Source organism: Sagittula salina, from assembly GCF_017813235.1.
Lineage (GTDB): Bacteria > Pseudomonadota > Alphaproteobacteria > Rhodobacterales > Rhodobacteraceae > Sagittula > Sagittula salina.
Map to the genome: position 1 here is coordinate 13,624 of NZ_JAGISH010000003.1, position 14,852 is coordinate 28,475.

Genomic DNA, 14,852 nt, shown 5'->3' on the forward strand with positions numbered 1-14,852 from the left:
CATCGCGTCACTCCTGTTGCTGGTTTGGCCGCCCCGTTCGCCGGGGTCGTCTTTCATGGTCGTCCTGTCGCCCGCTCCGATGCCCCTCGCCTCGGGGCCGGGCCAGCTGTCACGCCGACGCCAGCGTCTGGCGGGCGATTATGACTTTCTGCACGTCCGACGCGCCCTCGTAGATGCGCAGGGCGCGGATTTCGCGATAGAGCCGTTCCACCGTCTCGCCAACGCGGACGCCATCGCCGCCATGAAGCTGCACCGCCGCGTCGATCACCTTCTGCGCCTCGTCGGTGGCAAACAGCTTTGCCATAGCCGCCTCGCGGGTGACGCGCGGCGCGCCGCTGTCCTTGGCCCAGGCGGCGCGGTAGACCAGCAACGCGGCCGCATCGACGCGCAAGGCCATCTCCGCGATCTGGCCCTGCACCAACTGCAGGTCCGCCAGCGGGGCCCCCTGTACCTGTCGGGTGGTCACGCGGGCGATCGCTTCGTCCAGCGCGCGGCGGGCAAAGCCCAGGGCGGCGGCGGCCACCGTGGTGCGGAAAACGTCAAGCACCGACATGGCGATGCGGAACCCCTGCCCCGGCGCACCGATCAGCGCGGACTTCGGCAGCCGCACGCCGCCGAAGCGCAGCCGCGCCAGCGGGTGCGGCGCAATCACCTCCAGCCGCTCGGCCACCTCCAGCCCCGGCGTGTCGGCGGGCACCACAAAGGCCGACAGCCCTCTCGCCCCCGGTTCCTCTCCGGTGCGGGCGAACAGCGTATAAACGTCAGCGATGCCGCCGTTGGAAATCCATGTCTTCTCGCCATCCAGTACCCATGCATCGCCGTCGTCGCGGGCGGTCATGGTGGAGTTCGCCACGTCCGATCCCGACTGCGGTTCGGTCAGTGCAAAGGCGGAGATCGCCCTGCCCGTCCGGGTCAGCGGCAACCATTCCGCTTGCTGCGCGGGGGTCCCGAACAGCGAGAGCGCGCCGGTGCCCAGCCCCTGCATGGCGAATGCAAAGTCTGCCAGACCGTCGTGCCGCGCCAGGGTTTCGCGTGTCAGGCACAGGGTGCGCACGTCAAGCGGAGCAGGCGCCCGAGGGTCGATGGCGGAGGGCATCAGCCAGCCGTCCGCGCCCAGTTTCGCGACCAGCGCGCGGCAGGCGGCGTCGGTGTCGTGGTGGTCGATGGTGCCAAGCCCACCGGCCCAGTCATCCAGCGCCAAGGCATGCGCCTTGTGGTCCGGCGTCAGGAACGGCCAGTCGAGAAAGCTGCGATCAGCCATCAGTTGCCCTCGAACACGGGTTTTTCCTTTGCCACGAAGGCGTCGTAGGCGCGCTTGAAATCTTCGGTCTGCATGCAGATCGCCTGCGCCTGCGCCTCTGCCTCGATGGCCTGACCCAGCGACATGCTCCATTCCTGCTGCAACATCGTCTTGGTCATCATGTGGGCAAAGTTCGGCCCCGCCGCGATGCGCTTTGCCCAATCCACCGCTTCGGCTTCCAGCCGGTCTGCGGGCACGAGCCGGTTCCAGAAGCCCCAGCGCTCGCCCTCCTCCGCCGTCATGGCGCGGCCGGTGTAGAGCAGTTCGTTCGCGCGCCCCTGCCCGATGATCCGGGGCAGCATGGCGCAGGCACCCATGTCGCAACCCGCCAGCCCCACGCGGGTAAAGAGGAAGGCGCATTTCGCCTCCGGCGTGGCGAGGCGCAAGTCAGAGGCCATGGCGATGATCGCCCCCGCGCCGACGCAGACGCCATCGGCGGCCGTCAGGATCGGCTTGCCGCAGTTCAGCATCGCCTTCACCAGATCGCCGGTCATGCGGGTGAAGGCCAGCATTTCCTTCATGCTCATACGCGTGAGCGGACCGATGATATCGTGCACATCGCCGCCGGAGGAAAAGTTGCCACCGTTCGAGGCAAAAACCACCGCCTTGACCGTATCGTCGTAATGCAGGTCACGAAACCAGTCGCGCAGCTCGGCGTAGCTGTCGAAGGTCAGCGGGTTCTTGCGCTCGGGGCGGTCCAGCCGCAGCGTGGCAATACCCGCCTCTATGCTGCACTGGAAATGTGTTGTCTCGGCCCTCATCGGCCCTCCTCCTCGTGGTTGCGGCTGATCGCATCGAAATGATCCGAGAACATCCGCGCCTCCTCAGGGGTGAAATCGGCGAGCAATTCGTCAATCCACGCCTCATGCGCCTCCGCCTGCGCGGCAAAGACCTCCCTCCCCTTCTGCGTCAGCCGCACCAGAGAAGCCCGCCGGTCGCCGGGCACCTGCACCCGAACGACAAGACCCTCCTCGGCCAGCCGGTCGACGATACCCGTGACATTGCCGTTCGACACCCGCAGCACGCCGGAAAGCTCGCTCATCCGCAGGCCGTCGACGTAGCGCGCCAGCGCCGCCATCACGTCGAAGCGTGGCAGGGTGGAGCCGTACGCCACCCGCAGCCGCTCGCGCAGCTGCGATTCCACATGGCGGGTGGTCTTCAGCATCCTGAGCCACATCCGCAGCCGCTCCTTGGAGGCGGCGGTCGGCGCGGCGCGCGGGGTCTGATCCGGGTCCGGGCTTTGCGATGCCACCTGCGTCTCCTCAAGGGTGTGGGGGGGGGTGTTGGTGAAAGGCTAGGCAGCGTCCAAAATTATTTCAAGCAAAAAAGGTTTTAGCTTGAAATATATTTCAGCCCCCGTAACGTGGGCTGGGAAACGTGGCCTGTCACCCCCGGCGCACCCGGATTGCAGACCTCGCAAATCAGGATGAACAGGGAGCATTCGATGGTGGCCTTCGCCGTGACCGACTGGGACGACGCCTACGAGAACGGGCGCAACATCCCCGGCGGCACCGGCTACCCAGATGCGTGGATCGCGCCCTCTGCCGCCTTCCGGGAAACCGCCCGCGCCCGGTTCGACATTCCCTATGGCGAGGGCGCACGGCACCGTTACGACCTGTTCCTCCCCGAAGGCACGCCACGCGGTCTCTTTGTCTTCGTGCACGGCGGATATTGGGTCGCGCTCGACAAGTCCTACTGGTCGCATCTCGCGGCGGGGCCGCTGGCCCTCGGGTGGGCCGTGGCCATGCCGTCCTACGACCTCTGCCCCGATGTGTCGATCGCCGAAATCACCGCACAGACCGGCGCCGCCATAGCCCAAGCCGCGCGCGAAATCGCCGGTCCTGTCGTACTCAGCGGCCATTCGGCGGGCGGCCACCTCGTTACCGCGATGATGTGTGAGGATACGCCCCTGCCCGGCGATGTCCGCGCGCGGCTCGCTCATGTGCTGTCGATCTCGGGCCTGCACGACTTGCGCCCACTGCTGCGTACCGCCCGAAACGACGCCCTGCGGCTGGACATGGAAAGCGCCGAGGCAAACAGCCCCGCACTGAAGCGCCCCCTGCCGGGCGTGCGGCTGACCACATGGGTCGGAGGCGGCGAGCGGCAGGAGTTTCTGCGCCAGTCGGCGCTGCTGGCGAATATCTGGCACGGGCTCGGCTGTCTGACCGGGTCCGTCATTGCCCCCGACCGCCACCATTTCAACGTCATCGATACGCTGGCGGAGCCCGACGGGCCGATGCTGCGCAGCCTGCTCGCCACACCCGAACCGGCGTGACCAGAAAATAGCTTGCATGTGCAACGCGTTGCCCCGCTGAATAGGGGTTGCGCGCCAGACAATACCGGCCTCGCGCCCAACCAGACGGCAAAAGCCGCTGCCATCAACCAGGGAGTTCATCATGAACCGCACGACCAGACTTCTAGCTTCCACCCTGTTGGCCTCAGGGCTCGCCGCCCCGACGCTTGCGCAGGATGTCCCCGCCTCTGCCAATGACGACGTGCTCAAGATCGGCCTCGTCTACACCCTTTCCGGCCCGCCCGCAGCGCTTGGCGTTCAGGCGCGCGACGGCTTCCTGCTGGCCGCCGAGAAATTCGGAGAGATCGGCGGCATGAAGACCGAGATCATCGTCGTCGACGACGAAGGCAAGCCTGACCTGGCCGCCGAGAAGGCGCGCGAACTGGTTGTGCGCGACAACGTCGACTTCGTCGTCGGACCGATTTTTTCCAACATCCTGATGGCCATCGTGCAGCCCGTCACCTCGACCGGCACGGTCCTGATCTCGACCAACGCCGGTACCTCGACGCTGGCGGGCGAGTCCTGCAATCCGAATTTCTACACGACCTCCTACCAGAACGATCAGAACCACGAGGTCATGGGCGCCTACGCGCAGCGGCAGGGCTACGGAAACGTGTTCCTGATGGCGCCGAATTACCAGGCCGGCAAGGACAGCCTCGCCGGGTTCAAGAATTCCTACACCGGCGGCACCGCGGGCGAGGTCTTCACCGAACTGGGGCAGCTCGACTTCTCCTCCGAACTGGCGCAGATCGCCGCGTTCCAGCCCGACGCGGTGTTTGCCTTCATGCCCGGCGGCATGGGCGTGAACCTGGTCAAGCAGTACAGCCAGGCGGGGTTGTCGGACATTCCGTTCCTGTCCGCCTTCACCGTCGACGAGACCACCCTGCCCGCGACGCAGGATGCGGCCGTCGGCATGCTGGGCGGTGCCAACTGGGCGCCCGACATGGACACGCCCGCCAACAAGGACTTCGTCGATGCCTACATCGGCAAGTACGGGTCGGTTCCCGGCACCTACGCCATGCAGGCCTATGACGCGGCGCAACTGATCAACAGCGCGGTGGCAAAGATCGGCGGCGACCTGACCGACCGCGCAGCGTTGCACGACGCCCTGCATTCAGCCGACTTCGACAGCCCGCGCGGCGACTTCTCCTTCGGCGCGAACAACTTCCCCGTTCAGGATTTCTACCTCGTCGAGGCGGTGAAGCGCGAAGACGGCATGTACGGCACCTCCATCAAGGAGAAGATCTTCGACGACTACGTCGATAACTACGCCGCACAGTGCAAGATGTGATCTGAGACCAAGGCCGGGAGGATCACGACCATGACCAACCTGTTTGTCCTGCAGCTCCTCAACGGGGTGCAACTGGGCGTCCTGCTCTTTCTGATATCGGCGGGGCTGACGCTGGTTTTCGGGATCATGGACGTGATCAACCTGGCCCACGGCGTCCTTTATATGGTGGGCGCCTACCTGATCGCCACCTTCGCGGCGGCGACGGGCAGCTTCTGGTGGGGACTCCTGCTGACGCTGCCCGCCGCCGTCGTCGTGGGGCTGGTGATCGAGGCCGTCGTCATGCGACGGCTCTATGCACGCTCGCACCTCGATCAGGTGCTGGCGACCTTCGGGCTGGTGATGATGGCCAACGAGGCGGTCAAGATGATCTGGGGCACCTCGCCGCTGTCCGTCCCCATGCCGGAAATCCTCTCCGGCTCCGTGCCGCTGATGGGACCGCTGAAATACCCGGTCTACCGCATCGCCATCATCGTGGCGGGGCTTGCCGTGGCGCTGGGGCTTTTCGTGATGGTGAACTACACCCGCGTCGGCATGTTGCTGCGCGCGGGCGCCAGCAACCGCGACACGGTCTCCGCGCTCGGGGTCGACATCAACCGCCTGTTTGCCATCGTCTTCACGCTGGGCGCGACACTGGCCTGTCTCGCGGGGGCGCTGGTGGCGCCGATCCTGTCGGTCGATACCGGCATGGGAGAAAGCGTGCTGATCCTGACATTTGTCGTGGTGGTGATCGGCGGCATCGGCTCGATCAAGGGTGCCTTTCTTGGCGCGCTGCTGGTGGCCGTGGTCGATACCGTGGGCGGGGTCTTCGGACCGATCCTGCTGCGCTCGGTGCTCGACCCCTCCGCCGCCGGACAGGCCGGGCGGGTCCTGGCCCCCATGCTCGTCTACATTCTGATGGCTGTCATCCTCTTTGCCCGGCCTGCTGGCCTCTTCGGGAAGACCGCATGACCGACATGACCGATGCAACCCGCGTAACCGCCGCCGCGACCCGCCCTGCCCTCTCGGGCCGGGTAAAGGCGGCGCTGACACTCTTCGTGCTCTTCGCGCTTATGCCTCCGCTGGCGTCTGCGCTGAACGATCCCTTCTATGTGCTGATCGGCACCCGTATCCTGGCCTATGCCATCGCGGCGCTGGCGCTGGATCTTATCCTGGGGTTCGGCGCGATGGTCAGCTTCGGCCACGCCGCCTACCTGGGTCTCGGAACCTACGCTGTCGCGATCCTGTCGGGCTTCGGCATCAACGACCTGCTTGTGCAGATCCTTGCCGCCACGGCCATGTCCGCCGTCTTTGCCGCTGTCACCGGGGCGATCTCGCTCAGAACCCGCGGCGTCTATTTCATCATGATCACGCTGGCCTTCGGACAGATGGCGTTCTTCTTCTTCATCTCGCTTTCGGCCTATGGCGGTGACGACGGGGTGGCGCTGGCCAGCCGCTCGACGCTTTTGGGGATGGAGGTGCTGAAAACCGATTTCGGCCTCTATTACACCACCCTGGTGATGCTGATCGGGCTGTTCTTCCTTTGCCACCGGATCACCAAATCGCGTTTTGGCCGGGTGCTGACCGGTATCCGCGAAAACCCCACGCGGATGGAGGCCATCGGCTTCGCCCCCTTCCGTTACCAGCTGACCGCCTTCGTGATCTCCGGCTGCATCACCGCCATGGCGGGGGTGGTGCTGGCAAATCAGGCGCAGTTCGTGTCGCCCGCCTTCATGTCCTGGCACAAATCTGGCGAGCTGATCGTCATGGTGGTGCTGGGCGGCCCCGGCACGCTGGCCGGCCCCATCGCGGGCGCAGTCGCGGCGCTGCTGCTCGAGGAATGGCTGGGCGCGCTCTCGGAACACTGGAAGCTGTTCTTTGGCCTCTTCCTCGTGCTGATGGTGCTGTTTTCACCAAACGGGATCACCGGCCTGCTGAAGAAACTCGGCTTCGGGGAGAAACAGAAATGACCGCGCTCACCGTCACCGACCTGTGCAAGCACTACGGCGCGCTGAAGGTCACCGACCACGTGTCGCTCGACATCGCGCCGGGCGAGATCCACGCAATCATCGGCCCCAACGGCGCGGGCAAGACCACGCTGATTGCGCAGCTTTCGGGACAGCTGGGTTCGGACAGCGGGCGGGTGGCGCTCGACGGGAAGGACATCACGCATCTGTCGATGCCGGAACGTGTCCGGCTGGGGCTGGCGCGGTCGTTCCAGATCACCTCTGTCCTGCCGGGGTTCACTGCGTTGGAGAACGTCGCACTCGCGGTGCAGGCGCGGCAGGGGTCGTCCTTCCGCTTCTTCGGCACAGTCGCTGCGGAACGCGCGTTGAACGCGGCCGCCATGGAGGCGTTGCACGAGGCGGGCCTCGACCACCGCGCGCAGATCCCCGCGCGCTCGCTCAGCCACGGTGAACACCGGCGGCTGGAACTCGCCATCGCGCTCGCCACGAAACCGCGCGTTCTGCTGCTGGACGAACCGCTGGCGGGCGTCGGCGGCGAGGATGCCGAGACCTTCGTCGAGAACCTCCGCCGTCTGAAGGGCCGCCTGACCATGGTGTTGATCGAACACGACATGGACGCGGTCTTTGCCTTGGCCGACCGCGTGTCGGTACTGGTGTACGGTCGCATCATCGCCACCGGAGCGCCCGATGCGATCCGGTCGGACCCGGAGGTGCGCGCCGCCTACCTCGGCGAGGAAGAACAGGAGATCGCCTGATGCTGGACGTCACCGCACTGGAGGCAGGCTATGGCGAAAGCCAGATTCTCTTCGGCATCGACCTTACCGTGGGCGAAGGCGAGGTCGTGACCCTTCTGGGCCGCAACGGCATGGGCAAGACCACGACGATCAAGTCGATCTTCGGCTTGCTGAAGCCCCGCGGCGGGCGCATCGCCATCGGCGGCGAGGATCTGACCGGCGCCGACCCGCATCGCATCGCGCGTGCGGGACTGGGCTACGTCCCCGAGGGGCGGCAGATCTTTCCGACGCTGACCGTAGAGGAAAACCTCCGCGCCACCGCCCGCCCCGGCAAGTGGACCTTGTCCGCCGTCTATGACCTGTTTCCGCGCCTGCGCGAACGCCGCCGCAACATGGGAAATCAACTGTCGGGCGGCGAACAGCAGATGCTGGCAATCGGGCGCGCGCTGATGACCAACCCGCGCCTGATCGTGCTGGACGAAGCCACCGAAGGCCTCGCCCCCCTGATCCGCGCCGACATCTGGAAATGCCTCGGCCACCTGAAATCCGAGGGCGAGGCGATCCTCGTCATTGACAAGAACGTCGACGCCTTGACCCGCTTTGCCGACCGTCATGTGGTGATCGAGAAAGGCCGCGTCGTCTGGACCGGCACCACAGCCGACATCCTTGCCACACCGGAGGTCAAGGACCGTTTCCTGCACGTCTGAACCCCCGAACATCCGAACCCGAGGAGTAGCCCCATGATACCCGGCGTCACCAAGTCCAACAGCGGTATAGAAGAAATCAGCTGGAACATCCTTGGCCAGATATACGTGCCCAAGCAGAAGTCAGACAGTTCCATGGCATGGCACGCGACCCTTCCCAAGGGCACCTTCGTACCGCCGCATATCCACCCGACGCAGGATGAATTCATCTACGTGCTCGAAGGACGATTTGATGTGCTTCTGAACGGGGTCGAGACCTACGCCGAACCCGGCGACCTGATCCGCCTGCCCAAGGGCATCCCGCACGGCATCTACAACAAGACCCAGGGCGCCATCAAATGCCTGTTCTGGGTGGCACCGACGCGCAAGCTGTTCGATCTGTTCTGGGCCTTGCACAACCTCGGACCAGAGCCGAACCCGGCGGACGTGGTGGCAATCTCGGCCAAGCACGAGGTCGATTTCCTGCCCCCCGAGGAGGATTGATGCCATGACGGTCATGATCGCAGGCGCGGGTATTGGTGGGCTGACCACCGCGCTCATGCTACACGCGCGCGGCGTGCCCGTCGAAGTCTTCGAGGCAGCCCGCGAGGTGCGCGAGGTCGGCGTGGGCATCAACGTCCTGCCCCACGCCATACGCGAACTTGCGGCTCTCGGGCTGCTTCCGGCGCTCGACAAGGTCGGCGTGCGCACGCGCAAGCTTTCCTACCTCACGAAGCGGGGGCAGGAAGTCTGGTCCGAACTGCGCGGCATGCACGCAGGCCACGAGGTGCCGCAGTTTTCCATTCACCGGGGGCGGCTGCAAAAGGTGATCCTTGACGCCGTGCTGGACCGGCTGGGAAAGAACGCGGTGCACACCGGCCGCCGCCTCGCGGGTTTCATTCAGGACGAAGGCGGCGTGACTGCCCATTTTACCGATAGCGTAATGGGCGATGCGGGGCTGACTCGCCGCGCCGAGGTGCTGATCTGTGCCGATGGCATCCACTCCGCCGGGCGGCGGCACTTCTACCCGCACGAGGGCCCGCCATCGTGGCAGGGCGTCGTCATGTGGCGCGGCGCAACCGACTGGCCCGTCTGGGAGGACGGCGAGAGCATGGCCATCGGCGGCGGGCTGGGGGGCAAGTTCGTGCTCTACCCCATCGCACCTGCTGTGAAGGGCAGACAACTGATGAACTGGGTGGTGAACGTCCGTATCAAGGACCCCGCCGTGTCCACCCCGCCCCCCGACAGCTGGTCCCGCCGCGCGACGCTGGCAGAGGTTCTACCGCACGCGCTGCGCTTCCACGTGCCCGGCATGGACATTGGCGCGCTGGTGCAGAAATCGGACACGATCTATGAATATCCCATGGCCGACCGCGACCCGCTGCCGCGCTGGACCTTCGGACGCGTGACTCTGCTGGGGGATGCGGCGCATCCGATGTATCCGGTAGGCTCCAACGGTGCGTCTCAGGCGATCCTCGACGCGCGTTGTCTGGCGGATGCGCTGGCGAGTGCCGAACACCCTCGCGCGGCGCTATGGGCCTACGAAAAGCAGCGTCTGCCGAAAACGGCAGAAGTCGTCCGCACCAATCGCATCGGCGGTCCGGAACGTGTCATCGACGAGGTCGAGCGCCTCGCGCCCGCCGGGTTCAAGTCCATCGACAATGTGCTGTCCCACGAAGACCGCAAGGCCATCGTCGGCGGTTACGCCACCATGGCCGGCTATTCCCGGGTCACCGCGCGCCGTACCTGAGCGCCGTACCTGAGCGGCGCGCCGGCTGAAGGCAAGCCCGGGAACAAGTCCCCAAGGTCAGGCTACCACGTCCGCTGCCATGCGGGCAATGACCAGCAGCAGGAACAGGCCAAAGGCCACCTCAAGCCGGCGCGGCTGCATCGAATGCGCTAACCGTGCCCCCAGCGGCGCCGCGAGCATCGAGAACGGGACAATCAGCGCCGCCGCAAGCAGGTTGACGTATCCCAGCGCCCAGTACGGCAGCAGCGGGTTGCCCCACCCGGCATAGACGTAGCCCAGCGTCGCGGGCACCGCGATCAGGATACCCAGCCCCGCCGACGTCGCCACCGCCTGATGGATCGACTGCCCGAAGGAGGTCATGAACAGGGTGTTCAGGTTGCCGCCGCCGATCCCCATGAAGGTCGACAGGAACCCGATTCCAAAGCCAACGCCGTTGGTCACCGGCGCGCCGGGAAGTTCATCGGCCACCTTCCAGTGTGCCTTGTTGAACAGCATCTTCAGCGCCATCAGCAGCGCGACCACCGCAAAGACCACGCGCAGCACGTCACCCGACACATACCGTACCACCAGCGAGGCGCAGATCACCCCGAAGGGCACCCAGATTTGCCAGTGGCGCAGAAGCTCCGCATTGCCCGCGCCCTTCATGCGGTGCGCCTTATAGCTGCGAAAAGCGGTCGGGAGGATGATCGCCAGCGATGTGCCGATTGCCATATGCGCCGTGATCTCGGGCGCCACGCCCAACAGCGGAAAGGCGGTCATCAGCACCGGCACGAGGATCGCGCCCCCGCCAATGCCGAACAGCCCGGCCAGAAACCCCGACACCACGCCCGCGGCCGCCAGCCCGAGCGCCAGGAAGATAAATTCGCTGCTCATGGGTTTCCCTCCCCTGTGTCTTGCGGCGCAGTCGTGGCATTGCCCGTAAGGAAAGGCCAGAGGGCGTTACATGCCTACGACATGGAAATCGCTCGCGGCAGGTGGAAAAGGGGTTGCGTGGGCCGGGGATCGTGTGTGAACATGATGGAATAGAATTCCATATAGTGGAATTAGGGAGGAAATCGATGACTTTCATGAGAACGGCCGCAACTTGCGCGCTGATCGCGGCGGCGTCTTTGGCGCAGGCCGAAACCACACTGATTTTTGGCGAGGCGGGCCCGAATCGAGGCGCTCGCGCTGCAGCGCTGACACAGTTCACCGAGGACGCTACCCGTCTGTCCGAGGGCGACCTGCAGTTCGACATCCAGTGGGGCGGCGCGCTGTTCAAGGCGGGCGCGGCCCTGTCCGGGATCGCCGACGGCGTGGCGGATCTTGGCACGGTGATCTCCGTCTACTTCCCGCAGGAGATGGTCGCCTACGGCATCGCCGACCTGCCGCTGAAGAACGATGACGCATGGGTGGGGATGAAGGCCACCGATGATCTCATGCGCAACAACGCCGGCATCACGAACAGCCTCGCGGACATGAACCTCGTCTACCTTGGAACCTTCACCACCTCCGCCGTGCACATCGGGTGCAAGGGCGCGGCGATCCGGTCCGTCGACGACATCAAGGGCCTGAAGGTCCGCGGCGTCGGCGCCTATGGCAAGGCGTTCCAGGATCTCGGCGCGACCATGGTGCCGATGTCGGTCTATGACGCCTATCAGGGCCTCGATTCCGGCCTGCTCGACTGTTCGCAGGGCTATTCCTACGCCACCGCCGCGCTGAAGCAGCAGGAAGTCATCAACAGCTACACGCTGCTGAACTGGGGCCAGGTTGGCGCGCTCGGTATCCTGATGAACAAGGACGCCTTCGACGCCCTGTCCGAAGCAGACCAGCAGGCGCTGCTAAAGGCCGGTGAGGCGATGCCCGACACGCTGGGCGAACTCATCACCATCGACAACGACAAGGCGGTCCAGACCATGAAGGACGCCGGGGTGGAGATCATCACCCTGCCCGACGCCGACCGCGAAAAGCTGGTGACCGCTGGCGCGCCCTACATCGACGCCTGGATCGAGCAGGCGAACGCCGCCGGTCTGGACGGCGCGGCGCTGTTGACCGAGTACCGCGACCTGATCGCCAAGTACGAAGCGGAGCGCGCGGAACAGGGCTACCCCTGGACACGCTGACGCGCTGAACGCTACAGGCCGGGCCCACGCGGGTCCGGCCACCCCTTCCCCCGATCCTCATGCCTCAAGGTGTCGCCATGCTGCGCCGCATCGAGCGTTTGCTCGTCGATCTTTCCATTGCCGCCGTGCTGGGCCTTTGCGCGCTCATCACCGCCAACGTGCTTCTCAGGGCGTTGTTCAACGCCGGCATCCCCGACAGCACCGTGCTGGTGGCCGAGCTGATGGTGGCCGCCGTGGTCCTGCCCCTCGCCGCCACCACCACCGCCCGCGCGCATATCGCGGTTGAACTCGTCGCCAACCGCCTTCCGCCCCGCGTGGGCGATGCGCTGATCGTCCTCGGATCGGTCTTCGGACTGATCGCGCTGGCGCCGCTGATCTGGGCCGGGTGGCGCGAGGCCACCGGCGTGATCGAGAAGGGGTCTTTCTTCTATGGCGAACTCCAGCTGCCGAAGTGGCCAGGCAGGGTAATCTTCCTGATCGGCATGGTGATCTGCTGGGTCCGCCTCGCGCTCATGGTCGTGACGGACATCCGCACGCTGAGGGCCGGGGGCCGACTCGCTGATCAACACCCGGAGGAGGCAGCCTGATGGACGGAACACTCGTCGGCCTCGTTGCCTTTGCCGCGCTGATCCTGCTGCTGGGCCTGCGCGTGCCCATCGCCTTTGCCCTCGCGGGGGTGGCAACCATCGGCACCTTCGTCATGTTCGCCTTCCGCACCGGGGCGTTTTCCCCCGACCGGGCATTCCGGCCCACGGCGAGCCTGGTCTTTTCCAACAGTTTCGACCTGATCCACAGCTACGACCTTTCGATGATCCCGCTATTCGTCGCGCTCGGCCACATCGCATACCGCGCCGAAATCACGACCAAGATCTACCACGCCGCGCGCGTCTGGCTTTCGGCCATTCCCGGTGGCGTCGCCATGGCGTCAGTCATGGGTTGCGCGGGCTTTTCCGCCATCACCGGGTCGTCCATCGCCTGCGCCTCGACCATGGGCCGCATCTGCGCGCCCGAAATGCTGTCGATGGGCTACGACAAACGGCTCGCCACGGCATCGGTCGCGGCGGGCGGCACGCTGGGCTCGCTGATCCCGCCGTCCGTGCTGTTCATCATCTACGGCATCTTCACCGAAACCTCGATCTCCTCGCTGTTCCTTGCGGGGATCCTGCCGGGGCTGATCTCGCTGCTGGGCTTTCTGCTGGTGATCTGGCTCTGGGTGTTGCGCGATCCCGGCGCGGCTCCTGCCGGGGTCGACACCCTGCCGCTGGGCCAACGGCTGAAGGCCGCGCTGGAAGCATGGCCCGCCGTGCTGCTGTTCGTCATCATCGTGGGCGGCATCTACGGCGGCATCTTCACCGCGACCGAGGCCGCAGCCGTCTGCGTCGCCGTGACCCTCCTGATCGGCTTCGCGCAGCGCCGGCTGACGTGGCGCGCGGTAATCGAATCCCTGCGCGAGACCGTGGTGCAGACCACCTCCATCTTCATCATTGCCGCCGGGGCGAAGATCTTCGTCGCCTTCATTGCGCTGACCGGCGTGGCGGGCGATATCGTGGGTGCCGTGCAGGCGGCGGACCTGTCCATTCCGCTCCTGATGCTGGCCATAGCAGCGATCTACCTGCTGCTGGGCATGTTTCTCGACCCCATCGGGATCATGGTTCTGACCCTGCCGCTGCTGGTGCCGCTGGTCGAGGGCTACGGGCTGGACCTGATCTGGTTCGGCGTCGTGGTCATCAAGCTCCTGGAAATCGGCCTCATCACGCCGCCCGTCGGCCTGAACGTCTTTGTCATCGCCTCCGTGGTGGGCAAGGAAGTCCCCATCGACCGCATCTTCTCTGGCATCACCCGCTTTCTCGCGGTGGACGTCATCGTGCTGGCTCTGTTGATGGCCTTCCCGATACTGTCGCTGCTGATCCCGAACGCGATGTGATGCAGGTGAACGCGCCCATGACCGAACCGGCCGCCCGTGATCCCCGCTTTGCCACCACCCTCGCGCGAGGGTTGACGGTACTGCGCGCATTTCGCGCCAGTGACGACGGCCTTGGCAACGCCGAGATAGCAGAGCGCACGGGCCTGCCGAAAAGTACCGTGTCGCGGCTGACCTTCACCCTGCAATCGCTGGGATATCTCACCCACGCGCACCGCAACGACCGTTACCGCCCCGGCCCGGCGCTGCTGGCGCTGGGGAACGTTGCGCAGGCGTCGATCTCCTTTGTCGACCTTTCGGGGCCGATCATGCAGCGACTGGCAGATGAAACCGGGACCCTCTCTTTGCTGCTGGTCCGCGACGACCAGAAACTGCTGATCGTGCGCACCTGGCGGCCGCGCGGGGTGTCCTCGCTCTGGCTGGAGGCCGGGCACCGCCTGCCCTTCAACGGAACATCGTCGGGGCACGCCATGCTGGCCGCCATGAACGACGCGCTGTTCGAGGAAACCGTGGCCCGCGTCGACGGCGACCGGGGGCTGACACCTGAGCGCGCCCGCGCGGTCCGTCGGCGCGCCTACGAACAGCTCATCACGCGCGGCTTTTCCATCACGCCGCCGGACGAATATTTCGCCGCCTCCATCCACGCCGCCGCGCGCCCCTTCTTTGCCCGCGACCTGGCCGAACCGGTCGTCTTCACCTGCGGGGCCATGCCACAGGACCTGACGCTGGAACGGCTGGAGACCGAGGTGGGCCCACGTCTCAACGACGCGGTAAAGGAACTCGAACGCATGATGGGGCAGCCGGCCTCGATCACGATGCGCACCTGAAAGGACGA

Annotated in this window: 16 protein-coding genes; 12 read left to right on the top strand and 4 right to left on the bottom strand. The window is 65.7% G+C overall.

Annotated elements, in window-relative coordinates; genetic code table 11:
• Window positions 1–109 precede the first annotated feature (109 nt).
• The 3 genes from J5474_RS06350 to J5474_RS06360 are packed head-to-tail and all read right to left on the bottom strand — an operon-like array spanning window position 110 to window position 2,552.
• Window positions 110–1,261: an acyl-CoA dehydrogenase family protein gene (locus tag J5474_RS06350; RefSeq protein ID WP_209359978.1), complete on the bottom strand. Its 1,152-nt coding sequence runs from the start codon at window positions 1,259–1,261 to the stop codon at window positions 110–112.
• Window positions 1,261–2,061 (bottom strand): enoyl-CoA hydratase family protein, encoded by an 801-nt coding sequence (locus tag J5474_RS06355; protein WP_209359979.1) that lies wholly within the window; start codon window positions 2,059–2,061, stop codon window positions 1,261–1,263. Before J5474_RS06355 ends, J5474_RS06350 begins: the two co-directional genes overlap by 1 nt.
• Window positions 2,058–2,552: a MarR family winged helix-turn-helix transcriptional regulator gene (locus J5474_RS06360; protein WP_425342863.1), complete on the bottom strand. Its 495-nt coding sequence runs from the start codon at window positions 2,550–2,552 to the stop codon at window positions 2,058–2,060. The genes J5474_RS06355 and J5474_RS06360 overlap by 4 nt, the downstream gene beginning before the upstream one ends.
• Window positions 2,553–2,744: 192 nt before the next feature.
• On the opposite strand from J5474_RS06360, the gene J5474_RS06365 reads away from it, so the two are divergent.
• The 8 genes from J5474_RS06365 to J5474_RS06400 all read left to right on the top strand — a co-directional run bounded on the left by J5474_RS06365 (window position 2,745) and on the right by J5474_RS06400 (window position 9,994).
• Complete coding sequence (locus J5474_RS06365) at window positions 2,745–3,575, top strand: alpha/beta hydrolase (RefSeq protein WP_209359980.1); 831 nt, start codon at window positions 2,745–2,747, stop codon at window positions 3,573–3,575.
• 121 nt (window positions 3,576–3,696) lie between these two features.
• Window positions 3,697–4,884, top strand: a complete 1,188-nt coding sequence (locus J5474_RS06370; RefSeq protein ID WP_209359981.1) for an ABC transporter substrate-binding protein — start codon at window positions 3,697–3,699, stop codon at window positions 4,882–4,884.
• 30 nt (window positions 4,885–4,914) lie between these two features.
• Window positions 4,915–5,832 carry a branched-chain amino acid ABC transporter permease gene (locus J5474_RS06375; protein WP_209359982.1) on the top strand — a complete coding sequence of 306 codons (918 nt, stop codon included), beginning with the start codon at window positions 4,915–4,917 and terminating at the stop codon, window positions 5,830–5,832.
• Window positions 5,829–6,830: a branched-chain amino acid ABC transporter permease gene (locus J5474_RS06380; RefSeq protein WP_209359983.1), complete on the top strand. Its 1,002-nt coding sequence runs from the start codon at window positions 5,829–5,831 to the stop codon at window positions 6,828–6,830. Before J5474_RS06375 ends, J5474_RS06380 begins: the two co-directional genes overlap by 4 nt.
• Window positions 6,827–7,582, top strand: coding sequence for an ABC transporter ATP-binding protein (locus J5474_RS06385; protein ID WP_209359984.1), 756 nt, complete (start codon window positions 6,827–6,829; stop codon window positions 7,580–7,582). Before J5474_RS06380 ends, J5474_RS06385 begins: the two co-directional genes overlap by 4 nt.
• The gene (locus J5474_RS06390) at window positions 7,582–8,268 is read left to right on the top strand and encodes an ABC transporter ATP-binding protein (protein ID WP_209359985.1); all 687 of its coding nucleotides are present in this window, start codon (window positions 7,582–7,584) and stop codon (window positions 8,266–8,268) included. The genes J5474_RS06385 and J5474_RS06390 overlap by 1 nt, the downstream gene beginning before the upstream one ends.
• A 33-nt stretch (window positions 8,269–8,301) precedes the next feature.
• Window positions 8,302–8,748 carry a cupin domain-containing protein gene (locus tag J5474_RS06395; protein WP_209359986.1) on the top strand — a complete coding sequence of 149 codons (447 nt, stop codon included), beginning with the start codon at window positions 8,302–8,304 and terminating at the stop codon, window positions 8,746–8,748.
• 4 nt (window positions 8,749–8,752) lie between these two features.
• A complete protein-coding gene (locus tag J5474_RS06400; protein ID WP_209359987.1) occupies window positions 8,753–9,994 on the top strand; it encodes a flavin-dependent oxidoreductase in 1,242 nt (413 codons plus the stop codon).
• Between the two features lie 57 nt (window positions 9,995–10,051).
• On the opposite strand, the gene J5474_RS06405 is transcribed toward J5474_RS06400, so the two are convergent.
• Window positions 10,052–10,867 carry a sulfite exporter TauE/SafE family protein gene (locus tag J5474_RS06405; protein WP_209359988.1) on the bottom strand — a complete coding sequence of 272 codons (816 nt, stop codon included), beginning with the start codon at window positions 10,865–10,867 and terminating at the stop codon, window positions 10,052–10,054.
• Window positions 10,868–11,052: 185 nt separating this feature from the next.
• Here J5474_RS06405 and J5474_RS06410 point away from each other — a divergent pair, with 185 nt between their 5' ends.
• The 4 genes from J5474_RS06410 to J5474_RS06425 all read left to right on the top strand — a co-directional run bounded on the left by J5474_RS06410 (window position 11,053) and on the right by J5474_RS06425 (window position 14,844).
• Window positions 11,053–12,096, top strand: a complete 1,044-nt coding sequence (locus J5474_RS06410; RefSeq protein WP_209359989.1) for a C4-dicarboxylate TRAP transporter substrate-binding protein — start codon at window positions 11,053–11,055, stop codon at window positions 12,094–12,096.
• A 77-nt stretch (window positions 12,097–12,173) separates the two neighbouring features.
• Complete coding sequence (locus tag J5474_RS06415; RefSeq protein WP_209359990.1) at window positions 12,174–12,683, top strand: TRAP transporter small permease; 510 nt, start codon at window positions 12,174–12,176, stop codon at window positions 12,681–12,683.
• On the top strand, window positions 12,683–14,020 hold the full coding sequence (locus J5474_RS06420) for a TRAP transporter large permease (RefSeq protein ID WP_209359991.1): 1,338 nt from the start codon (window positions 12,683–12,685) through the stop codon (window positions 14,018–14,020). Before J5474_RS06415 ends, J5474_RS06420 begins: the two co-directional genes overlap by 1 nt.
• Window positions 14,021–14,037: 17 nt before the next feature.
• A complete protein-coding gene (locus J5474_RS06425; protein WP_209359992.1) occupies window positions 14,038–14,844 on the top strand; it encodes an IclR family transcriptional regulator in 807 nt (268 codons plus the stop codon).
• Window positions 14,845–14,852 lie beyond the last annotated feature (8 nt).